Source organism: Paenibacillus guangzhouensis (assembly GCF_009363075.1).
Classification (GTDB): Bacteria; Bacillota; Bacilli; order Paenibacillales; family Paenibacillaceae; genus Paenibacillus_K; species Paenibacillus_K guangzhouensis.
The window spans coordinates 557,583-580,538 of sequence record NZ_CP045293.1; the positions used below are offsets into that span (position 1 = coordinate 557,583).

General features: G+C 48.8%; 16 protein-coding genes. All 16 read left to right on the forward strand.

All coding sequences use genetic code 11. The annotated features are described in order from the left end of the window. Nucleotides 1-28: 28 nt before the first annotated feature. Nucleotides 29-1,222 carry a Ger(x)C family spore germination protein gene (locus GCU39_RS02375; RefSeq protein WP_152392038.1) on the forward strand — a complete coding sequence of 398 codons (1,194 nt, stop codon included), beginning with the start codon at nt 29-31 and terminating at the stop codon, nt 1,220-1,222. Between the two features lie 7 nt (nt 1,223-1,229). Further along, nucleotides 1,230-1,457, forward strand: coding sequence for a hypothetical protein (locus GCU39_RS02380; protein ID WP_152392039.1), 228 nt, complete (start codon nt 1,230-1,232; stop codon nt 1,455-1,457). A 16-nt stretch (nt 1,458-1,473) separates the two neighbouring features. Continuing rightward, nucleotides 1,474-2,580, forward strand: a complete 1,107-nt coding sequence (locus GCU39_RS02385; protein ID WP_152392040.1) for a GerAB/ArcD/ProY family transporter — start codon at nt 1,474-1,476, stop codon at nt 2,578-2,580. 128 nt (nt 2,581-2,708) lie between these two features. Continuing rightward, nucleotides 2,709-4,448, forward strand: coding sequence for a sensor histidine kinase (locus tag GCU39_RS02390; protein WP_152392041.1), 1,740 nt, complete (start codon nt 2,709-2,711; stop codon nt 4,446-4,448). 3 nt (nt 4,449-4,451) lie between these two features. Beyond that, entirely contained in the window at nt 4,452-6,107 is a 1,656-nt protein-coding gene (locus GCU39_RS02395; RefSeq protein ID WP_152392042.1) for a response regulator, read from the forward strand. A gap of 104 nt (nt 6,108-6,211) precedes the next feature. Continuing rightward, nucleotides 6,212-7,885, forward strand: coding sequence for an extracellular solute-binding protein (locus GCU39_RS02400; RefSeq protein ID WP_152392043.1), 1,674 nt, complete (start codon nt 6,212-6,214; stop codon nt 7,883-7,885). 123 nt (nt 7,886-8,008) lie between these two features. Further along, on the forward strand, nt 8,009-8,893 hold the full coding sequence (locus GCU39_RS02405; protein WP_407671693.1) for an ABC transporter permease: 885 nt from the start codon (nt 8,009-8,011) through the stop codon (nt 8,891-8,893). Between the two features lie 18 nt (nt 8,894-8,911). Continuing rightward, nucleotides 8,912-9,796 carry a carbohydrate ABC transporter permease gene (locus tag GCU39_RS02410; protein WP_152392044.1) on the forward strand — a complete coding sequence of 295 codons (885 nt, stop codon included), beginning with the start codon at nt 8,912-8,914 and terminating at the stop codon, nt 9,794-9,796. Between the two features lie 39 nt (nt 9,797-9,835). Further along, a complete protein-coding gene (locus GCU39_RS02415; RefSeq protein WP_152392045.1) occupies nt 9,836-12,283 on the forward strand; it encodes a glycoside hydrolase family 38 N-terminal domain-containing protein in 2,448 nt (815 codons plus the stop codon). A gap of 30 nt (nt 12,284-12,313) precedes the next feature. Further along, nucleotides 12,314-14,611: a glycoside hydrolase family 3 N-terminal domain-containing protein gene (locus GCU39_RS02420; RefSeq protein WP_152392046.1), complete on the forward strand. Its 2,298-nt coding sequence runs from the start codon at nt 12,314-12,316 to the stop codon at nt 14,609-14,611. Between the two features lie 26 nt (nt 14,612-14,637). After that, complete coding sequence (locus GCU39_RS02425; RefSeq protein WP_152392047.1) at nt 14,638-15,966, forward strand: glycoside hydrolase family 125 protein; 1,329 nt, start codon at nt 14,638-14,640, stop codon at nt 15,964-15,966. Between the two features lie 265 nt (nt 15,967-16,231). Beyond that, on the forward strand, nt 16,232-17,797 hold the full coding sequence (locus tag GCU39_RS02430; RefSeq protein ID WP_152392048.1) for a response regulator transcription factor: 1,566 nt from the start codon (nt 16,232-16,234) through the stop codon (nt 17,795-17,797). Between the two features lie 13 nt (nt 17,798-17,810). Beyond that, nucleotides 17,811-19,592, forward strand: a complete 1,782-nt coding sequence (locus GCU39_RS02435; RefSeq protein WP_152392049.1) for a cache domain-containing sensor histidine kinase — start codon at nt 17,811-17,813, stop codon at nt 19,590-19,592. Nucleotides 19,593-19,798: 206 nt separating this feature from the next. Then, nucleotides 19,799-21,121, forward strand: a complete 1,323-nt coding sequence (locus GCU39_RS02440) for an ABC transporter substrate-binding protein (RefSeq protein ID WP_152392050.1) — start codon at nt 19,799-19,801, stop codon at nt 21,119-21,121. Nucleotides 21,122-21,240: 119 nt separating this feature from the next. After that, nucleotides 21,241-22,131, forward strand: coding sequence for a carbohydrate ABC transporter permease (locus tag GCU39_RS02445; RefSeq protein ID WP_152392051.1), 891 nt, complete (start codon nt 21,241-21,243; stop codon nt 22,129-22,131). Then, nucleotides 22,131-22,952, forward strand: coding sequence for a carbohydrate ABC transporter permease (locus GCU39_RS02450; protein ID WP_152392052.1), 822 nt, complete (start codon nt 22,131-22,133; stop codon nt 22,950-22,952). The genes GCU39_RS02445 and GCU39_RS02450 overlap by 1 nt, the downstream gene beginning before the upstream one ends. Nucleotides 22,953-22,956: the final 4 nt, after the last annotated feature.

The window sequence follows — 22,956 nt, forward strand, 5'->3', positions numbered from 1 at the left end:
CTAGCTGGGCGGGCGAAAGGAGCTTACAATGGTACGAAATCTTCTAGTGATACTGCTGCTCTGTAGCTTACTCATTGTAACGGGCTGTTGGAATCGAAGGGAATTGAATGAACTTGCCATTGCAGTGGGAATGGGGATCGACAAACAGGGCAAGCAATTTAAGGTATCCATGCAGGTTGTTGTTCCGAGTGAGATCGCGGCGAAGAAAGGCCAGGGCACGACTCCTGTCGTCCTATATAGTGCTGTGGGAGACAGTGTCTTTGAAGCGATTCGCAAGATGACAACGGAAAGCCCAAGGAAAATCTATATCTCCCACCTGCGGATTCTGCTCCTTGGTGATGAATTAGCGAGAGATGGAATCGGCAAATCATTAGAGTTCCTCACGCGAGACAGTGAAGCCCGATCTGATTTCTATATTGCGGTATCGAAAGAATCAAAGGCGGAAGATGTACTGAAGGTTTTGACAACACTCGATTCCATCCCGGCTAATATGCTCTTTAATGCACTGGAAACGTCGCAGAAGGAATGGGCACCAACGACGTCCGTCACATTGGATGAATTGATATCAGTCTTAACGAGTGAGAGCAGGAACCCTGTATTGACCGGCATTCTCGTCCATGGCGATCCGAATGAAGGTGGCTCTAGCGACAGCGTGAAGAACGTCAAAACACCCGTACGCCTGCAATATTCGACGTTGGCTGTTTTTCGTAAAGATAAGCTGATCGGCTGGTTAAATGAGAAGGAAAGCAAAGCGTATAACTACATTATGGATAAAGTGCAGAGCACCGCAGCCGTCATTCCATGTCCGAGCGGGGGGAATGTCACGTTAGAGGTCATTCGTACCAAGACCAAAGTAAAAGGTAAGGTTATTCATAAAAAACCGCGAATTGACATTAACATTCGTGGCGAAGTCAATGTTGATGAAGTTGGGTGCCATATCGATCTGACGAAGCAGCGAACCATCAGCCAAGTGGAGAGGCTAGCGGAACAACGAGTCGAAGATATCATCAATGAATTGATTCATACGGTGAAGCAAAAATACAAAGTTGATATTTTTGGCTTCGGTCAGGTCATTCGGCGATCGAATCCAACAGCATGGAAAGAATTAAGACGGGATTGGGAACGACATTTCATGGATCTTGAAGTGAATGTGAAAGTACATGCATCCATACGGCAGCTCGGAACAGTAGGAAATTCATTCCTAGATAGAATAAAGGAGTAGAACATTGATGTGGGTGATTTTAGGCATTGTATTAATAGCCGGAATGATGATACTTATCGAAGTCCCTCGGTTATTAAAAAGCAAATGGCACAAAGAATTATGGGTATTCACCATCCTCCTCACGGTAGGGACGGTATTCAACATTGGACTAAAGCTGCATTGGAACATCCCGAGCCCGCTCTACTTGATGATCGCCATCTACAAGCCAATCAGCCGCCTCATTTATGGTTCGTGAATAGGAGAGGGAACACATGCTGGAGAACGGAAAGATATCGCAGCGACAATTTGGAATCTTGGTTACGTTGTTCACCGCCGGCGATGCAATTCTAGTGCTGCCGTCGGTCACGGCTTTAGAGTCCAAAGAAGATGCGTGGATGGCTGCGATTCTAGGCACAGTAATCGGGCTGCTCGTCATTTATTTATTTATGACCGTTGCGAGACTCCATCCTCGGATGACTTTGGTAGAGTACAATAACAAAATTCTGGGTACGGTACTGGGTACGGTGTTGTCAGTGTTATTCCTGGGGTATTTCCTCCTCTGTGCTGCCGCCAATATTCGGGAAATCGGCGATTTTATGACCACACAAAGCATGCCGGAGACGCCCATTCAAGCGATACACGTCGCATTTTTGTGTATCGTCGTGGTAGGCGTAAGACATGGACTTGAGGTGATCGGTCGCGTTGGAGAGGCGATATTTCCGGGATTCATCGTTTTTTTTATCCTATTGACGCTGTTCTTATTGCCGCAAGTCCACATTGAGAATATCCAACCTGTACTCGCGGAAGGGATATCACCGGTAGTTCGGGGCGCGCTTGCCTCATCTACATTTTCTACCGTACAGCTTGTCGTATTTCTAATGATTATACCGTACGTCAACCAGCACAAACCGATCATAAGAAGCTTTATGGGCGGCGCGCTGCTGGGCAGCTTAGCCTTGTTTCTCATTATCCTTTTAACGATTCTGGTACTCGGGGTAGACGCAACGGCGAACAGCGTGTATCCGAGTTACGCATTAGCGAAGAAGATTAGTATCGGTAAGTTTCTGGAGAGAATCGAAGCCATTCTGTCTCTGATGTGGTTTGTCACGATTTTTTTCAAGATCATTTTGTTCTTTTACGGTTTCCTCCTGGGTCTGAGTCAGCTATTGAAGCTCCGGGAATATCACTTGCTGGCCTTACCATCCGCGATGTTACTTATGGTGCTCACGATGATCATCAGTCCGAACACGACATTCTATGATTATGTGATTTCAAGATATTGGCCGTTTTTCGACCTCACTTTCAATGCGCTGTTTCCTCTCATGCTGCTGGGCGCATATGGCTTTCGGAAGCTGGTAAACGGACCGCAAAGAGAATAAATCATGCAGAGCACCGGATCGATGCGATCTGATGCTCTTTTTTTGTGATGCAAAGTTCCTCGTATCCTCTGATCTAACACTTAGGTATAATACATATTGAATTTTTAAGGAGCTAGGAGGCAGTGAACATGCAGGTGCAGAGGAAACGCTTTACGATTTATCCCAAACTGTTGATCGGATTCCTGATCGCTATCTTACCCGTGTACATGATCGGCATTTTCCTGAACCATCAAGTCGCCAACAGTTTAAGAGACCATATTCTGCAATCGATGCAGACGAATGTCAATTTCTATTTGACCTCATTAACCAATGAGGTTCGGAAGATAGACAAGCTCAAGCAATCCTTAATTGTCGATGAAGACGTCATGACGCTGGGTACCGTGGCGCCGGCCCTGTCGGAGAATGAGCTTCGGGAATCGATTCTACGGCTAGAGAGGAAATTGACTTTGTTCAAAGATTCCAGTGCTTATATCAAAGACGTGACCTTTCATATCCCATCCATCGACAAACGGATTAAGCCGGCTAACTATACGGAAGGCGTACCGATGGACCAGCTCCTCCAGATGCGCGCTCAGATGCGGCATCAGTTGTCCCCACTTCTGTGGTGGGACAATAAAATACTGTTGAACTCCTATTTTCCAGACAATCCTTTATCGGATCGACCTCCTGTGTTCGTGGTGGAAATCGAGCTGGATAAAGAAATGATTATTCAAAATTTGAACAATGTTGTGGATCAGGGCGGAGCTATGCTCTATTTTCATGACAGCAAGAACGCACTTTTGAGTAAACACATTCAATCTCTAACGCAAGACCTGCATTTGCTGGTGTCCAGCGAGAGAGTGGATAGCAGTCGCAACGAGATCTTAGAGCACGGTGGGCAGCGGTATCTGGTGTCGCTTCAGAAATCTCAGGAATTCGAGATGACGCTTGCGATCTATACGCCTGAAGCGGTGATCATGAGCGATTTCGACCGATTTAACATGCTTTTTTGGGTCCTATTCGTATTATCCGTTATTGTTATCGTGTGGTTCTCTTATTGGATATTCAAGGCGATACGCAATCCGCTGCGCAGGATGGTCTCAGCTTTTCGACGGGTGGAGCAAGGGGACTTATCCATCCGAACCTCGCAGGGAAGTAATGACGAATTCCGGGATTTATCCGATCAATTCAACAACATGGTGACACAGCTGCAATCGCTGATTCAGGAAGTCTATGAACAGCAAATTCGAAGCCAACAATCCGAGTTGAAGCAGCTGCAGTCGCAGATTAATCCGCATTTTCTATACAACAGCTTTTTTATCCTGCATCAATTGATTGAGTTTGAGGACATCGATAAAGCGAAGAAATTCGTAAGTTATTTAGGCCATTATTTTCAATTCATTACCCGGGATGCCAATTCGGAATTGCCGTTAAGTCAAGAAGTGAAGCACGCCGAGGCGTATATTAACATCCAAACGATGCGGTTCGGTGATCGGATTAAGGTAGAATTCGATCCGATCGAGGTTCCTGGTGAACATCTATTTGTACCGCGGCTCATTCTACAGCCGATGATCGAGAACGCCTACACGCATGGACTGGAATCTAAGCCGTCGAACGCCTTGTTACGTATAACGAATCAGGTGGAGGACGGGATGCTGCATATTCGGTTCGAAGACAATGGAAGCTTGCTGTCTGCTGAAGAGCTTACGCAATTACAGGACAAACTGGCGATGGACAAGTCCTTAGGCATCGAGACGACAGGAATCATTAACGTTCATCGTCGGCTGCAGATCAAGTTCGGTTCGGATGCAGGTCTAACCGTGTATCGTAATGATATGGGCGGACTTGGCGTCAACATGACAATTCCATTAACGAGAGAGGTAGAGTAAATCATGTATCGCATATTAATCGTGGACGATGAACCATTGATTCTGAACGGATTAGTTGAATTATGCCATCGGGTGACAGAGATTGAAATTGAGGTCTATGCCGCCGCGACATCGCAAGAGGCGCTGGACTGGCTGGGACGCGCGAAGGTAGATATTGTGCTCTCTGATATTCGGATGCCAGGGATGAGCGGGCTCGAGCTGCACCAAGAAATTATGAAGCAATGGCCGAAATGCAAGGTGATCTTCCTCACCGGCTACAGCGACTTCTCCTACGTACAGCAGGCGATTCGTCAAGGCAGTGTCGATTATATTCTGAAGACGGAGGGCAATGCCAAGATTAAGGAGTCGATTCTCCGTGCCGCACATTCCTTGGAGGAAGAGCGTTACATGGACTCCTTGTTCATTCAAGCGCAGCAGCAGAAGCTGATGGCCCTTCCCTATCTCCAGCAGCAGTACATGAGCGAGATTCTGCAGGGTGACCCGGAGACGGTGGAATCCATACACGAGAAATTCGATGAACTGCATATCAAGCTGTCGGATGATACGCCGTGTCTGCTCATGATCGCTCGTATCGATGAATGGGGCGATATTCATAGTACAACGGATCGCGCTTTGATTTATTTTGCGCTCGACAATATTACGAGCGAATTGCTGATGCCAATGGCAAGATCGCTATCGATGAAATATGAGAAGAACAAAATGGTCTGGTTCCTCCAGCCTGCGGTTACCGAAATTACTGCGGAAGGGTGGTCTCGCACGCTATTGTTCATCCGAGAGATGCTGGCCGAAATTCAACAGACTTGCCTTAAATTGCTGAAGCGTCCGATCTCTCTGGCGCTTGCGGCGGATGCGGTTAAGTGGTCGGCGCTGCCTCAGAAATTCGATCTGCTGAACATGCTGTTTCACAGCGGACTGGGCATTGGCAAGGAACTTATCTTACTCGAGCCAAGCAAAAGCGGCGAGGGTTCAGACATACGCATTGAGGCGAGACTCTCTTCGGTTCACTTGCACAAGATTGAGTATTTAAAGGCAAGCCTTGAGAATGGACACGAGGAGCCTTTTTTCGAGACATTGGGTGAATTGCTGTCTTTTGCCTCCCAGGCGGGCACCTTCCCGAGCGCAGTCCAGCTGGAATTGTATTTCTTGTTGGTATCGGTTCTGTTGCCTCACAGTTTAGTGGAATCAGACAGCGATATGGGACCCGAACGAGAGCTGAACAAGTTCACGCAGATGGAGCGCTTCGAATCGTGGCACCAGATCTGTGACGAATTTATACGAACTGCCCGCAAAATTTTCGAGCAACAGCAGGTTGGCATGAATGTCCAGGAGCACGAACTGATCCGTAAAATTCAAAATTACGTTACGACGCATATGTCAGTCGATGTATCGCTCACGAAAATTGGGGAAGTTGTCGGGCATAACCCTTCGTATTTGTCACGACTATATAAGAAGTTGACAGGGCAAGGGTTGCTAACCTATATCAATGACGTGCGGCTTGAGAAATCAAAAGTGATGCTGGAGCAGGACCGGCTTAAGGTGCATGAGATTGCAACCGAGCTCGGCTTTTTGTCATCGCAATATTTCCATCGGTTCTTCAAGAAAGCGACAAATTTGACGCCGCAAGAGTATCGGGAACTCAAAAGAGAACCAAAGGAGTAAATAAAAGATACAAATGTAAGGAACGGAAACTAGTTGGCTGTCCCACTCGGATTTTATAATGACAGTGTAGCTACGATATTGAACTCAAAAACGGGGGACAAGATATGAAAAGATTAAAATCCATCAGTTTCATGCTTGCAAGTCTATTACTCATCTCTGTTTTACTATCTGCATGCGGTGAAGACACGAAGAAGACGGCGGAGCCGGAATCTACGCCGAACGAATCCAAGCAGGATGTGACGGTCGATCCACTTGGCAAGTATGATCCGCCGATTGATCTGGCCGCAGCGAAATTCATTACCCAGGACGTTGTCTACCCAGAAGGTCAATCGGAATCGAATAACGCTTGGGAAACCTTCTATAAAGACATGGGAATTAACCTGAACTATGCATGGGTCGTCAAAGGGACCGATGCGCAGTACTTCCAAAAGCTGAATGTGTCGATCGCTTCGGGCGAAATTCCAGACGTTATGATGGTGAACTCTTCGCAATTGAAGCAGCTGGTGGAAGCGGATATGGTCGAGGATCTGACGGAAGCTTACGCACAATATGCAACGCCTGCGGTGAAGGGCATCTTCGAACAAGATCCGATGGCGCTTCAATCCGCTACCTTCGATGGCAAGCTGTATGCGCTGCCGAAGACGGAGCCAATGATTGGCGCGCAGACACCGGTCCTATGGCTGCGTACCGATTGGCTTACAGCGCTTAAGCTTCCAGAGCCGAAGACATGGGATGATGTTCTGAACATATCGAAAGCGTTTACGACGAAAGATCCAGACGGTAACGGCAATCAGGATACGTTCGGCGTGGCGCTGAGCAAAGAAATCATTAACGGTTATCCAGCCATGAACGGCTTGTTCAATGCGTACGGCGCGTACCCAAGAATCTGGAAGAAGGATGATGCGGGAAATCTCGTGTACGGCAGCATTCAGCCTGAAATGAAAGCAGCGCTTGCGAAGCTGGCGGAAATGTATAAAGCCGGTGAGCTTGATCAAGAATTTGGCGTAAAAGACGGCTCCAAGGTAGCCGAATCCCTCGTGAACGATCGCGTGGGCATGCTCTTCGGACCAAGCTGGGCTTCCCAATGGCCGCTGCAGGATAACAAGAAGAAGAATAACAAAGCGGAGTGGGGCGTGTACCCGATTCCTTCCGTGAACGGCGGCGAAGCAACAGTACAAATGCCGTTCGGCGCGAACTTCTATTTCGTTGTCAAAAAAGGCTATGAACATCCTGAGGCAGCTGTGAAAATGGCGAACTGGTTCATGGAGAATCTATACGGTCCATCCGCGGACTACTTGAAATACGGCGTGGACGCAAAAGGCATCACGACGGCAAAATATGCGCTGATCGACATGTCTGCGCCGGATAAAGATTTGAAACGCGCACAAAATGTTGCAAAAGCGCTTGGCAGCAGTGATCCATCGACTCTAAATCCTGAAGAAAAATCTACGTACGATAAGATCCTCTCCTTCAGACAAGGCGGCGACTTGAATTTCTACGGCGAGAACTTGCAGAGTGGTCCTGAAGGCGCCATGATGGTGCTTCAGAAGCTATGGGATGCAGGTAAAGTGGTATCCGAAGGCTATGGCGGCGCTCCGACCGATACGATGGGGGAGAAGAAAGCAACCTTAGATAAGATGGAGAATGAAATTTTCACGAAAATCGTCTACGGGGCGGCTTCAATCGACCAATTCGATAAATTCGTGGAAGATTGGAAGAAGCTTGGCGGCGAGCAAATCACGCAAGAAGTAAACGAGTGGAACGCATCGCAAAAATGATAATGTTTTGAACGAGAGGGGTAGGAAGAGTCGATCAACTTACCCCTTCCGTATGTTCGGGCAATGGAATTTGACAGCTCGCGATTTGATGATAAGGAAGTGAACATCTTGCTGAAAAAGAACATGAAAAAGCAGCTTCCACTCCACTTAATGTTAATCCCTGGCATCATTCTGGTATTTATCTATAGCTATATTCCGATGGTAGGATCCATCATGGCCTTCCAGAAGTATATTCCGTCGAAAGGGTTATTCGATTCGAAATGGGTGGGCTTCAAGAACTTTCATTACCTCTTCAATATGCCGGATTTCTATCAAGTGTTGTGGAACACCGTCTTTATCGCTGTGATGAAAATAATATTCGGATTAATCGTTCCGATCGCCATTGCCATTCTCTTGAATGAGATCGGCAAAAGCTTCGTGAAACGGTGGATTCAGACTTTGATATATTTGCCGCACTTTCTCTCGTGGGTCATCCTTGGCGGCGTACTGATCGATATTTTATCGCCTTCGAATGGACTTGTGAATCAATTCCTCGGCTGGTTCTCGATTAAGCCGATCTTCTTCTTGGGGGATAACAATTGGTTTCCGTTCACGATTATCCTCTCGGATATTTGGAAGGAATTCGGATTTAGCACGATCGTATATTTAGCCGCATTAACCACGATTAATCCAAGTCTCTATGAAGCTGCTGTTATTGATGGTGCGAGCCGTTGGAAGCAGACGTGGAACATTACGCTTCCTGGCATCATGCCGGTTATTATCCTGATGGCGACGTTAAGCCTCGGGAATGTGCTTAACGCCGGATTTGACCAAATATTCAATTTGTATAGTCCACTTGTCTATGAGAGTGGAGATATTCTAGATACGTTGATCTACCGTATTGGGTTGATCGATGCGCAATACGGTGTCGCTACAGCGCTGGGACTGTTCAAGTCGCTCATTTCCTTCGCGCTCGTCTCCATATCGTATTGGCTCGCATACAAGATTGCAGACTATCGCATTTTTTAGCATAAGAGGTGTGTCAACATGGTAGAAGGAAAATCACTTGGCAATAAATTGTTCCGAGTATTCAACTATACGTTCCTTATTCTATTAGCTGTCGCATGCCTGATCCCGCTGATTCACATTTTAGCCGTCTCCTTAAGCTCGAACGTTGCGGCAAGCGCCGGGATTGTGAAGCTGTGGCCGAAGGAATTTACATTCAAATCCTATGAGTTCGTGCTGTCGAAGGGAGAGTTTCTGCTCTCCCTGTGGGTAACGGTGAAGCGGGTCGTGCTAGGAACCATACTCAGTATGTTCCTATCGATTTTAATCGCATACCCGCTATCTAAGAACGGGCGGGAGCTTAAGTTCAGAACAGGTTATGCATGGTATTTCGTATTTACGATCCTGTTCAGCGGTGGCTTGATTCCATGGTATATGACGATTCGTTCAACGGGACTGCTCGATTCGATCTGGGCTCTGATCATACCGGGCGCCGTCCCTGTATTTAACGTGATTCTGCTATTGAACTTCTATCGGGGCTTGCCGAAGGAGCTGGAGGAGGCGGCATTCGTGGATGGGGCTGGCCATTGGAAGACGTTGTGGCGCATCTATGTTCCATTATCGATGCCGTCCATTGCAACGATCGGGCTATTTACGGTCGTTGGGCATTGGAATGCTTGGTTCGACGGATTGATCTTGATGAACTCACAGGACAATTATCCGTTGTCCAGTTATTTGCAGACGGTGATCGTGCAAGCCAGCTTGACGAACATGTCCGCGGAGCAGCTTGCGAATCTGGCTACCGTATCCGATCGGACGGTCAAATCGGCGCAAATTTTTGTCGGCGCTTTGCCGATTCTAGCTTTTTATCCGTTTCTGCAGAAATATTTCGTCAAAGGGATGGTCCTTGGCGGGGTAAAAGAATAGCTCCATTATGTTGAATTTGAAAAAGGGAGATAGAATGTTATGACAGCGAACCAACCATGGAAAATCTACGCGATTCATCATTCACATACGGATGTCGGTTATACCGAAAGACAGGAAAAAATCCAGCAATACCATGTCGATTTCATTCGTCAGACGCTTCACATCCTGCGGGAGATCGAGTCGGGGAGACGCCCGGAATGGAAGGGCTTCAAGTGGGTCTGCGAGACCTTCTGGCCAATCGAGTCTTTCCTCAAGAAGGCGACCGACGAGGAGAAGAAGGAATTTGCAGCTGGCGTACGCCGCGGCGATATTGGACTATCCGGCACGTACCTCAATATGAGTGAATTGATTGGGAAGGAACTATTCGAATCGATGCTTGGGCGTATTAAAGCGTATGGCGAGTCGATTCAGGTACCTGTGACATCTGTGATGACCGCCGATATTACCGGTTTCAGTTGGGGTTATGGCGAAGTGCTGCTGGATGCAGGCATCCAGAACTTGATTACATGCATTCATACGCATCATTCGATGTTCCCGCTCTGGAAGAAACAGCAGCCGTTCTGGTGGGAAATGCCGAATGGCGAACGCCTGCTAACATGGAATGGCGAGCATTACGTGTTCGGCAATGATTTGGGACTCATGCCAGGGCTTGGCGGATCGTACACGATTAAAGATGAGCTGGATACAAGCAAAGGCGTCACCTTCGAGATGGCCGAAATTCGGATTCAGCGTTATATCGACCGTCTAGAGCAGGATGGGTACGCATTCCGATTTGCGCCGGTCATGTTCTCCGGCCTGCCGACGGATAACGGTTCACCGAATGCGGAAGTGATGGACTTCGTTGGACGTTGGAATGCCCAGCACGGTGACCGGGTTCAGATCGTGCCAGCGACCTTGGAGGATTTCTTCGCCGAAGTCCGCGCGCATGCGGAGCAGCATCCGGACGACATCCCGGTGCATCGCGGCGATTGGCCGGACTGGTGGACAGACGGCGTAGGTTCGACACCGAAGCATGTCCAAGTCTATCGTGAGGCGCAGCGTGTCTATCAGAAGGTGAAACGGCTTGATCCGAACCGCGAGATTGTATCAAAAGAAGTCATGGAAGACATGGAGTACCAATTAACGCTGTTCGCTGAGCATACATGGGGTTATCATTCTTCGGTAACAGAACCTTGGAACCCGTTCGTCCAAGAGCTTGGACTGCGTAAGGAAGCCTTTGCGGCGAATGCCAGCACGGCGGCGCACCGCGCATTGTATGACATTCTGGAGGCGAAGGGTGACGCGCTGCTCGCGCCGCATCGTCCGATGAAGTTCAAGCTGCACAATCCATTCGGATACGTACAAGAGGATTTCGCGCATCTCATTATGGAGGGCTGGCACTATGATCTGATCAAGGACGGCTTCGAAGTCCGCGATGTAGAGAGCGGCGAGGTGTACACATCGCAGCTTCGTGTGGCGCCGCGCGGCGTTATTATTAGCATACCGGTGACGCTCCAGCCTGGCGAAGAGAAGACGATTCATATTCAAGCGGTTGCACCGAGTAACCCTAGAACCGCATTCCAAAACGACGTTGTCGGTTCGGACCGCATGATGGATGTCGACATCTCAAGTGATGGACAGCCGTTTAAGGTGACATCGACCTATATCGAAACGCCATTCGTTCACATCGCGTGGACGAAAGGGGCGGGGATTACGTCTTGGATCGATAAACGGACGTCGAAAGACATGCTGCGCAGCGATCGCAACCATAACGCTTTTACGCCGGTGTATGATATCACGCGTGCACCGAAGGTGAGCGATATGTACGAAGTGCGCCGGAAGATGGGGCGCAATCGGAAAGGACCGGATGCGGAGATTTCGGTAGGCATCTTGACGAACGTCGACATCGTGATGCAAGGCGATGTGTATGGCACGGTGCAGCTCACGTTCGAGGTTGCAGGCTGTTCGCATTATTCGTTATTCGTTACGGCGTATGCGAATCATCCACGCGTGGACGTGGCCGTCCGTATGCACAAGGATAGTGTATGGGATCCGGAGAATCTATATATATCGCTTCCATTTGGAAGTCCGATCACGAGCGATGCGGAAGAATTGTGGATTGATAAGATGGACGTGCTGACACGCCCTCGCAAAGATCAATTGCCAGGCAGTCTAGCGGATTATTATTGTTTAGGTGAAGGTGCAGCTTATGTCGCGGCTCAAGGCGGCGTTGCGATTGCGATGCCGGATACGCCGCTAATTCAGCTCGGCTCGCTGGACCATCAATTCAGATTTCTTAACGGGGATGCGAAGTTAGCACAGGACCCGGGACATTTATATTCGTGGGCGATGAACAACTATTGGGAGACGAACTTTACGGCGACGCTTGGTGGGTTCTATGAATTCCGCTATCTCGTGACATGGGGAGAACAGCTCCATACGCCGGAAGCAGCAATGAATGCATGCCGCAGCATGAACGCAGGGATTTTAGGATGGCGGGTATGGTAGTGGCGGGATGAATGTAAGGAGAGGTTAACGATGAAATTTTTAGATGCTTCTTGTTCCATAGACGAGCGGACAGTGGATTTGCTCGAACGAATGACCCTTGAGGAGAAGATCGGTCAGCTCGTGCAGCCTTTTGGATGGCAGGCCTATGAGCGGGCAGAAGACAAGATTCAACTGACAGATGCTTTTAAGGAAGCCATGGCGAAAGGTGGTGTCGGCTCGTTATACGGTGTATTGCGGGCTGATCCATGGACGGGTGTGACCTTAGAGACAGGTCTGACGCCGCGCGAAGGCGCGGAGGTCACGAACCTGATTCAGAAATACGCGATCGAACAGACGCGCCTCGGCATTCCGATTCTATTCGGTGAAGAATGTTCGCACGGGCATATGGCGATTGGATCGACCGTCTTCCCGGTTCCGATCGGGATGGGCAGCACCTGGAACGTTGAATTATTCGAGCAGATGTGCCGCGCAGTTGCGGTTGAGACGCGTGCGCAAGGCGGAGCAGCAACGTACTCCCCCGTGCTCGACGTCGTTCGAGATCCAAGATGGGGACGCACCGAAGAGACATTTGGCGAGGATCCGTACCTCATCAGTGAGATGGGGGTTGCCGCGGTTCGCGGATTGCAGGGCGATACTTTGAATTCCGATGAATCCATAATCGCAACGCTGAAGCATTTCGTCGGCTACGGCGCCTCGGAAGGGGGGCGCAATGCGGCCCCAGCCCATCTTGGACCTCGTGAGCTGAAAGAGAAGGATCTGCTGCCATTCGAGCGGGCTGTCGCAGCAGGCGCCCGGTCGATCATGACGGCTTACAATGAAATTGATGGGGTGCCTTGTACCTCTAATCAAGAATTATTAACCCATGTCTTGCGTGAGCAATGGGGATTCGAAGGCTTCGTCATCACCGATTGCGGAGCGATTAATATGCTGCACCACGGTCATCAGGTCGCGGAGAGCGAAGAAGATGCAGCTTGCCTTGCGATTCGCGCCGGCGTCGATATGGAAATGTCCGGGGACAACTTCGGCAAGTATTTACAGCTCGCGGTGGAGCACGGCAAGCTGAGCGTATCGGATATTGACAAGGCGGTATGTCGCGTGCTGCGGATGAAGTTCGAGCTCGGACTGTTCGAACGTCCTTACGTCGATCCGGGTCATGCTGAGAACACAATTGGTAAGGCGGAGCATGTCGAGCTCGCCCGCACAGCGGCGCGTGAAGGCGTCGTTCTGCTTAAGAACAGCAATCACACGCTGCCGTTATCCCGGTCGCTCGGCCGAATCGCGGTTGTCGGACCGAATGCGAACAACATCTATAATCAATTGGGCGACTATACCTCGCCGCAGCAGCGGCAGCAGATTGTGACCGTCTTAGACGGTGTGCAGCAGAAATGCGCCGGATTCAGTGAAGTAAGCTATGCGCCAGGATGCCGCATCAAGGACCCGTCCACAGAAGGGTTCCAGACAGCGATGCAGTACGCAGCGGCAGCGGATATGATTATCGCCGTTGTTGGCGGCTCGAGCGCACGGGATTTCGGTGAAGGCACCATTGATCTGAAGACGGGTGCTGCGGTTATTACCGATCAATCTGTTCTTAGCGACATGGATTGCGGGGAAGGATTCGACCGAGCAGAGCTGGGCTTGTCTGGTGTGCAGCTGGAGCTGCTGAAGGAGCTCCGTACCTTAGGCAAACCGCTCGTTGTCGTCTACATGAACGGACGGCCGATTATCGAGCCTTGGGTGGATGAACACGCAGATGCAATTCTGGAGGCTTGGTATCCAGGACAAGAAGGCGGACATGCGATCGCGGATATTCTATTCGGCGATTACAACCCTTCCGGCAGACTGACGTTGTCCATTCCGAAGCATGTAGGACAGCTGCCGATTGCCTATAACATGAAGCGGACCAAGGGTAAACGCTATGTCGAGACGGACCTTAACCCGCAATATCCGTTCGGATATGGACTAAGCTACACCAGCTTCCAATATGACAATTTGCGTCTGGAGCAATCGAAGATCGCATGCCATGAATCAACGATTGTATCCGTTGACGTGACGAATACAGGCAGCATGGCCGGACAAGAAGTTGTTCAGCTGTATGTGAGCGACGTAGCCAGTTCGGTCACAAGACCTGCCAAGGAGTTAAAAGGATTCTGCAAAATCGATTTGCAACCGGGCGAGACGAAGACGGCGCAATTTACGATTGGCGATCAAGAACTGCAGTTCGTCGGTCCGAACTTGGAATGGACAGTCGAACCGGGTGAATTCCATATCATGATCGGACGGCATGCAGAAGATTTGCTCCAGACAAGCTTGAACGTTGTTTCGAAATGATCAGGTAGGAGAAGGGAAGAGACAACTTGAAGGATCATCGATTACCAACCATAGATGTACCGAAATTTCCATTGCCGCAGGCCGTTCAGGAAGCGTTACTTGAGGCGGAGCAGCGTCTAGCGCATCGTCCAAAGCTTAGCATGCTGTTCCGAAACTGCTTTCCGAACACGCTCGAGACGACGACGAGATTGCTGGATGACGGGACGACGTTCGTTCTCACAGGCGATATCCCTGCCATGTGGCTGCGCGATTCCGTGGAGCAGGTGATTCATTACGTTCCTTTTGCCAAAGCGGATAAAGAGCTGCAGCGTATTCTGGAAGGCGTCATCAAGCGTCATATGTTCTATATTCAGATTGATCCGTATGCGAATGCATTCAACGAGACGGCCAATGACTGGCATTGGAATGCGACGGATGAGACGACAACTTCACCATGGGTATGGGAGCGCAAGTTCGAGCTTGACTCCATGTGCTTCTCGTTCCGCCTTGCTTACCATTACTGGAAGGAAACGGGCCGTACGGGGATCTTCGACGAGGCGTTTAAGGACGCCTTGATTTCGATGCTAGATGTATGGCGCATCGAGCAGCAGCATGCCGAGCTGTCTGCTTATCGGTTCCAACGCCATAACGGCATCATGATCGATACGCTGCGCAAGCAGGGATTGGGCATGCCGGTGAACAACGTTGGACTTATCTGGTCCGGCTTCCGGCCAAGCGATGATGCATGCGATTTCCATTTCAACATTCCATCGAATATGTTCGCGGTCGTCACGCTACGCCATATGCAGGAAATTGCCCGCTATGTCTATCGCGACGAGCATCTTGTCACGCGGATGGCGCAGATGGAGGAAGAAATCCAGCATGCGATCGAGCTGTACGGCATGATCAACCATCAGAAGTATGGACGGATGTATGTGTTTGAGACAGACGGATATGGCAATCACATCCTGATGGATGATGCGGGCACGCCGAATTTGATGTCCGCGCCGTATATCGGCTATTGTGCGCCGGATGATCCGGCTTATCTGAATACACGCGCGTTTATCTTAAGCGAAGACAATCCTTATTATTACAAGGGCGAGAAGCTGAGCGGCATCGGTAGTCCGCATACGCCGCCGGATTATGTCTGGCATCTGGCCTATTCGATGCAAGGATTAACCGCTGTGAACCCGGATGAAATCTTGCGTATGATTGAAATTATGGAATCAACCGATGCGGATACAGGCTTCATGCATGAAGGATTCCATAAAGATGATCCATCGATCTTCACTCGCGATTGGTTCGCATGGTCGAACAGTCAGTTCGCGCAATTGGTATGGAAGGCATTGCAGTTAGACCTCTTAGACGCTAAATGATGGATCGAAATAGCCACCTTCGCCGGTGGCTATTTTGCTATTGATTTTTGCATTCATGATGTACAAGCCGTTCCTTGCTGATTATAATAAGGGATATTTAAGCGGTTTCATGAGACATGCTGATTTCGTGTTTGCGATGTCGATGAAGGCGTAAGACAAGAATGTTCCGCAGGGAGGACTAGGACATGAAGATGATTTCTGTATCGGACGGAAATCATCTTTTTAGGTTTTCGCGATTCGAATATAGCAGATAGAGGGGATCAATGTGAACGAATTGTACAAAGTGGTGGTCGTTGATGATGAAATACTCGTTCGACAAGGGATCAAGCATTTGCTGCATTGGGAGCAGAATGGCTTCCAAATTGTAGGTGAAGCTTCGAACGGGAAAGAAGCGTTGGCATTAATCGAAGAGCTGCAGCCTCAGATTGTGCTGACAGACATCGTGATGCCCGTGATGGATGGCGAGGAGCTGACCCGGATCATTAAGACGAGCTGGCCGGAGATCGAGGTCATCGTGCTGAGCAGTTTCAGCGAATTCGACTATGTGCGTGCTTCCTTCCAGAGCGGCGTCTCGGATTATATTCTGAAGCCGCATCTGGAGACGGGGATGCTGCTCGATGCGCTGCGCAAGACCGTGACACGAATTCCATCTCGCATAGGAACGAAGCGGGTTGAAAATAACATGATGCCGATCCATGCGGTGCTTGCGAAGATGCTATCAGGCTATGACGTAGAAGTTGAGCCGCAGTTGATCGCAGCACAGCTTCCGCATCAGGCCTTCTATTTGCTAGGCACGCAGCAGGATGCGAGTCGAGACGGGGAATCGGCTTCTATCTACCCGATCCTCGAATCCTTGCAAGCTCTCTTTCCGGCGATGAGGACGATAACGTTATCAGGGCATTCGATTCCAGGGTATCCGGAGATGTCGATGCAGTTGCTGAATGTGAATGAAGAAGACCGGAGGGCGCTCCCGGCCAAGCTCATGCTCCTTCACCCGAGCTCCATGCTGGAGACAGGAGAGGTGAAGTGGGTGCTCAGCAGCGATTTTGAATCGATAAGCCAGCTAAGAGACATCTACGAGAATCAGCTGCTTCGACTGCTTGCGTGTCGGTTCTTTCTTCCTATGGATGCCCAGCTGATGCCAAGTGGACTTCCAGATCCATCTGCATCCGTGAAGGCTTTTCCGCTGAATCCGTTTATGGAGCAGCTTCGCAGACTCCAGCTGGAGGAAGCTTTTCAGGACTTGCGTTCGTATATCCGATCGCTTGAGCTGGCCTATACTGTGGATGTGTTCGAATTCAAGTCTTTTATCGGCAATCTGGTTTTTAACGCGATTCATCTTCTTGGAAGGTTGAATTATGACGTGAAATCGCTGGATGACGCCAAATATGCATATTTCAAAGCCATCGATGAAGCGAACCATGTCCTTGAAGTCGTGGAACTGCTGGAGAAGTTCCAGATGCAGCTGGAGCTGTATGTCTATGCCGATAAGGCGTCTCAGTCGACAAACCCTAGCATGCGGCTATTGCTCGATTATATCGAAGAACATTATGCCGAGCCGATCAGCCTCACAGAAATGGCAAAACATTTTCATTTTAATCCGTCGTATTTATCGACCTTCTTCGCCGCCCATCATCATGAAGGGTTCAAAGAGCATCTGAACCGGGTGCGGATCGATAAGGCGGCTGATTTATTGCGATATAGCGATACGTCTATTTCGGATATCGGCAGCATGGTAGGGTATGGCGACCACAGCTACTTCTGCAAAGTGTTCAAGCGGAACACGGGACTGTCCCCAAGCCAGTACCGTAGACAATACATTCAATCCTAGGAGTTGGCTATCGATGCATGCGTTATTGGAACGGCTTAAATTTCATGGTCTGTTTATTAAAATGTTCGTCGTTATGGTCATCTGTATTATTGCGATCGCGGTGTCAGTCGTATGGGTCAACGTACAAATGTCCGAGCAGTTATTCCTGAAGACCTTCAGTATCACGAATTCCAAGGTGATCGACCAGATCCGCAACAACTTCGAGTCGTTCCACTATTCGATCGTTACGGCGGCCAATAACGCCCAGCAGAGCGGGACACTTAAGACGTTCCTAACCGAGAAGGAGTCGAACCAATCGACCAAGACATTATCGTCTTATTACATCATGACGCAGCAGATGAAAAGGATTCAGTCCACCGTCGACGCTTATTCCGTAGGCGTTGCGATTGTTGGCGTGAACGGACGGAGTTATTCGGGCAATTATAACTTCGCGAAGCCTACGGCGCAGGAGTTGAAGGACAGTATCCTGACGCAGAACGCACTTGCCGAGCCTAGAAAGCTCAAATATCAATTGTATTTGGATAAGCAAGGTACTGTAAGCGGCAAGCCTATTATCGTTGCAACAAAGGTGCTGATGGAGAGAACAACGGGGCAAGATTACGGGATGTTGTACATTACGATCGATGAAGATGATTTCAAGCCTTTTTACAGCAGCTTCACCAGTATAGGGAATGATGTGATGCTCATCGATAAAGAAGGTCTGGTGATATCCAGCAATCGCAAGGAACTGATTGGGCAGTCTCAGCACGACATGTTGTCGTATGCGCAGGAGATCCAGAAGCGACCGCTTGAGCTCAAGAAGGCGCATGTAATGGGCAGGGACCAGCTCATCCTCTCCGAGTATTTGCCTGCATATGATCTGTACCTCGTTAATATGATCGATCAGAAATATGTACTCGGACAGATGGTCAATACCAAGACGATTGTCTTCCTCTGCTTGCTGATCGTTCTCGCGGCCTTAATCATCGTCTTCCTGATATCTCGCAAAATAACACGTTCGTTAACCCGGTTGGCGAGACAAATGTCCAAAGTCAATCGCAGTCATTTTCGCAACTATATCGAGGTATCTGGCGGCTATGAGATCAGACAGCTCGGGCACGCCTATAATGATATGTTGGATGAAATTAACGATTACATCGATAAGCTTGTCGAGACGCAGAAAGGGCAGAGAAAGGCGGAGCTTGCGGCCCTGCAGCAGCAGATTAACCCTCATTTCTTATACAATACGCTAGCTTCGGTTAAGTTTCTGGTACAGCAGGGGAGCAAAGAGAAGGCCGTGGAGACGATTCATGCGTTAATCTCTCTCTTGCAGAACACCATTAGCAACGTCAGCGAGACCATCACAGTTGAGCAGGAACTTGTGAACTTGAAGCATTATGTGCTCATTAATCATGTACGTTATGGGGAACGGATCCGTGCGACATATTTCGTAGCCCCGGACTGTATGAATTGCCATGTGCCGAAGCTAATCATTCAGCCTTTTATCGAAAATGCCTTTTTCCACGCCTTTAATGTGAAGGGGGAAGGTGTGATTCATGTACTCATCTCCAAGACATCACAACAATTAATATGTGAGGTGATGGATAACGGGGATGGGATGGATATGCAGCAGCTTGCAGAAGCGAAATCGAAGAGACGTAAAGGATCTAGGCAGTTGTTCTCCGGCGTAGGTGTTGCCAATGTGAATGATCGCATTCGGCTTCTATACGGTGATGATTATGGCGTGACGATGACGAGTGAGTTAGGCGAAGGGACACGGGTGAGCATCACACTGCCAGTGATCGAAATCGAATAAAAATACCATTATCCAAACAAATGACAAGAGTATTTTTGTAACCGCATTCATACAAGTGATAAAACGACAAATCTGCACAAAGAAATTGCTAACAATCGTGAAGTGCCCGGTGCTACGATGATTTCAGAACTTCCGGTAAGCGTTTACAGATGAGATGAGCGACTGTCGGAAGGTCATGGACAACTAATGAAAGAGGGGCTGAAACCATGAAGAAGGCATTGGTATTATTCCTGACCTGCATGCTGCTGCTAACGGCTTGTTCTTCAGGAACCAAAGAAGCAGAGAAAGAAAAAGAGCCTGCTGCATCAGGCGGCACAACCAGCACGCAGGAGGCTGGTGATAAGGAGATTACGATTTGGGCGTGGGATCCGAACTTCAACATCGCTGCACTGAATGTCGCGAAGGAAGCTTATAATGCGAAGCATCCTGATGTCAAAATCAACATTGTCGAATACGCGCAAGCGGACATTATCCAGAAGCTCAATACAGGATTAAATTCGGGCACGACGAAGGGTCTGCCGAACATCGTTCTAATTGAAGATTATCGAGCGCAAGGTTTCCTGCAATCTTATCCAGATTCCTTCACAGACTTGACGGGTAAGATCAAACCAGAAGACTTCGCAGATTATAAAATCGGACCGACGAGCTTGAACGGGAAGCAATATGGTGTGCCTTTCGACTCCGGTGTAGCAGGGCTGTATGTCCGTAAGGATTATATCGAACAAGCGGGATATAAGCTGGACGATCTGAAGGATCTCGATTGGAAGCAGTATATTGAAATCGGGAAGAAAGTTAAAGAAAAAACAGGCAAAGACATGATTACGCTAGATCCGAATGACCTCGGCATTCTGCGCATGATGATTCAATCAGCGGGTTCTTGGTACTTGAAGGATGATGGCAAGACACCGGACCTGAAAGACAATGCAGCGCTTAAGAAGGCGTTTGAGCTGTACAAAGAAATGATGGATGCGAACATTGTCAAAGTCAATGCGGACTGGAGTCAATTCATTGCGGCGATCAACAATGGGGACGTTGCAACGGTTCCGACCGGCAACTGGATTACGCCTTCGGTCAAAGCGGAAGCAGCTCAATCAGGCAAATGGGCGATCCTCCCAATGCCGAAGCTGCCGGATACCAACGGCTCTGTCCATGCAACGAATCTTGGCGGAAGCTCCTGGTACGTTATGAACATTCCAGGCTCTGAGACAGCAGCAGATTTCATGGCTCAAACGTTCGGCTCAGATGTAGATATGTATCAGACATTATTAACTAAAGTAGGCGCTCTTGGAACATTGAAAGCGGCAAGTCAAGGCGAAGCTTACGCGAAAGCGGATGAGTTCTTCGGCGGTCAGCAGATCGTGACGGATTTTGCAAAATGGACGTCCGAAATTCCAAAAGTGAACTATGGCATTTCAACCTACGCGATTGAAGATATTCTCGTTGTTGAAGTTCAGAATTATTTAGGCGGCAAAAATATTGACCAAGTGCTTAGCGACGCGCAATCCCAGGCCGAAGCGCAGATTAAATAATCCAGCTCCAGGTCACCGTTAGATCGAAATGAACCATAACCCTAGGGCGCGTTGAGGCAAGTCGTTATGAAAAGCGTCCTAGGGTTTATTTATGTGGGCGGAAAGGAGCTCTGGCAACAATGAGAGCGGACAAACAAGGAGTTAGCATTCGCGCCAAAAACGCGTTTACGGGATGGAGCTTTATACTCGTTGCAGTTCTAATGATTATAGCTTTTTACTTCTATCCGATGCTTGAAGCACTTATTTTATCCTTCAAGACGGGGACAGGAGCGAATCTTTCTTTTACAGGCTGGTCGAATTACGAACGATTGTTAACGGATAAGACATTCTTGACTGCACTAACAAATACGTCGATTTATCTGATTATTCAAGTTCCGATCATGATTGTGCTGGCATTGTTCATCTCGGTGCTGCTGAATGACAACACGCTAAAATTCAAAGGTTTCTTCCGGACGGCGATCTTCCTGCCGTGTGTAACATCCCTTGTAGCCTACTCCGTCGTGTTCAAATACTTGTTCGGCATCAATGGACTCGTGAACACGATGTTAATGAAGCTGTCTATCATCTCTGCCCCGATTGAATGGATTACCGATCCGTTCTGGGCGAAAATCACGATTATTATCGCGATTACATGGCGGTGGACCGGCTATAATATGATCTTTTATTTATCAGCGCTTCAGAATATCGACAACTCGATCTACGAAGCAGCTCGCATTGACGGCGCATCGTCGGTGACGCAATTTTTCAAAATTACGATTCCGATGTTAAAGCCGATTATCCTGTTCACTTCGATCACCTCCACGATCGGTACGTTGCAATTATTCGACGAGGTGCTGAATATTACGAAGGGCGGCCCGGGGAATGCGACCCTCTCGATCTCGCAGTATATCTATAACCTATCGTTCAAATATACGGCTGATTTCGGGTATGCGGCAACCGTATCGTATTCGATCGTACTGCTCATCGTGGTGTTATCGATCCTTCAATTCAAAGTGGCAGGTGAAAAATAATGAAGGTTAAGCGCATATTTACTTATCTATTTCTCAGTATTACAGCGCTGGTGTCCATCTTTCCATTCTTATGGATTGTTATCAGCGCAACGAATAAATCCGTCGATGTGACCAAAGGAAGACTGCTTCCAGGCACGTATCTCGTTGAGAATTTTAAGAAATTGCTGGATACGACGGATCTGGGAACGGCCCTATGGAATTCGGCGAAAATTTCGATTCTGACGACGATTCTTGCCATTTTGTTCGCATCGCTTGCGGGCTACGGGTTCGAGATTTTTCGGAGCAAGATGAAGGATGTTGTGTTCAACATCCTGCTGTTGTCGATGATGATTCCTTTTGCGGCCTTGATGGTGCCTCTGTACCGGATGTTTGCCCGCATTTCGAATGCTGCGCCGATGATCGGGATCGATACGATGGCTGCGGTGATGCTGCCGACGATTACGACGGCGTTCCTGATCTTCTTCTTCCGGCAGAGTTCGAAGATGTTTCCGAAGGATATGGTGGAAGCGGGACGTATCGACGGTCTTAGCGACCTTGGCATTTTCTTTAAAATTTTCATGCCGACGATGAAAACGACCTATGCGGCTGCCGGCATTATCACGTTCATGTCCAGCTGGAACAACTATCTCTGGCCGCTGATCGTACTGCAGTCGCCTCAGCAGCGGACGATTCCACTCCTCATCTCGAATTTGGGTTCGGGTTATGCGCCGGACTATGGTCTTATCATGCTGGCGATCGTTATTGCAACGCTGCCGACGGCGCTGGTCTTCTTCTTGATGCAGAAGCATTTCGTCGCTGGTATGACGGGTTCGGTGAAATAGTAAA

What these genes read in the sequence shown, in the direction of transcription:
- GCU39_RS02375 (WP_152392038.1), top strand. Translation starts at nt 29, where the DNA reads ATGGTACGAAATCTTCTAGTGATACTGCTGCTCTGTAGCTTACTCATT.
- GCU39_RS02380 (WP_152392039.1), top strand. Translation starts at nt 1,230, where the DNA reads ATGTGGGTGATTTTAGGCATTGTATTAATAGCCGGAATGATGATACTT.
- GCU39_RS02385 (WP_152392040.1), top strand. Translation starts at nt 1,474, where the DNA reads ATGCTGGAGAACGGAAAGATATCGCAGCGACAATTTGGAATCTTGGTT.
- GCU39_RS02390 (WP_152392041.1), top strand. Translation starts at nt 2,709, where the DNA reads ATGCAGGTGCAGAGGAAACGCTTTACGATTTATCCCAAACTGTTGATC.
- GCU39_RS02395 (WP_152392042.1), top strand. Translation starts at nt 4,452, where the DNA reads ATGTATCGCATATTAATCGTGGACGATGAACCATTGATTCTGAACGGA.
- GCU39_RS02400 (WP_152392043.1), top strand. Translation starts at nt 6,212, where the DNA reads ATGAAAAGATTAAAATCCATCAGTTTCATGCTTGCAAGTCTATTACTC.
- GCU39_RS02405 (WP_407671693.1), top strand. Translation starts at nt 8,009, where the DNA reads ATGAAAAAGCAGCTTCCACTCCACTTAATGTTAATCCCTGGCATCATT.
- GCU39_RS02410 (WP_152392044.1), top strand. Translation starts at nt 8,912, where the DNA reads ATGGTAGAAGGAAAATCACTTGGCAATAAATTGTTCCGAGTATTCAAC.
- GCU39_RS02415 (WP_152392045.1), top strand. Translation starts at nt 9,836, where the DNA reads ATGACAGCGAACCAACCATGGAAAATCTACGCGATTCATCATTCACAT.
- GCU39_RS02420 (WP_152392046.1), top strand. Translation starts at nt 12,314, where the DNA reads ATGAAATTTTTAGATGCTTCTTGTTCCATAGACGAGCGGACAGTGGAT.
- GCU39_RS02435 (WP_152392049.1), top strand. Translation starts at nt 17,811, where the DNA reads ATGCATGCGTTATTGGAACGGCTTAAATTTCATGGTCTGTTTATTAAA.
- GCU39_RS02440 (WP_152392050.1), top strand. Translation starts at nt 19,799, where the DNA reads ATGAAGAAGGCATTGGTATTATTCCTGACCTGCATGCTGCTGCTAACG.
- GCU39_RS02445 (WP_152392051.1), top strand. Translation starts at nt 21,241, where the DNA reads ATGAGAGCGGACAAACAAGGAGTTAGCATTCGCGCCAAAAACGCGTTT.
- GCU39_RS02450 (WP_152392052.1), top strand. Translation starts at nt 22,131, where the DNA reads ATGAAGGTTAAGCGCATATTTACTTATCTATTTCTCAGTATTACAGCG.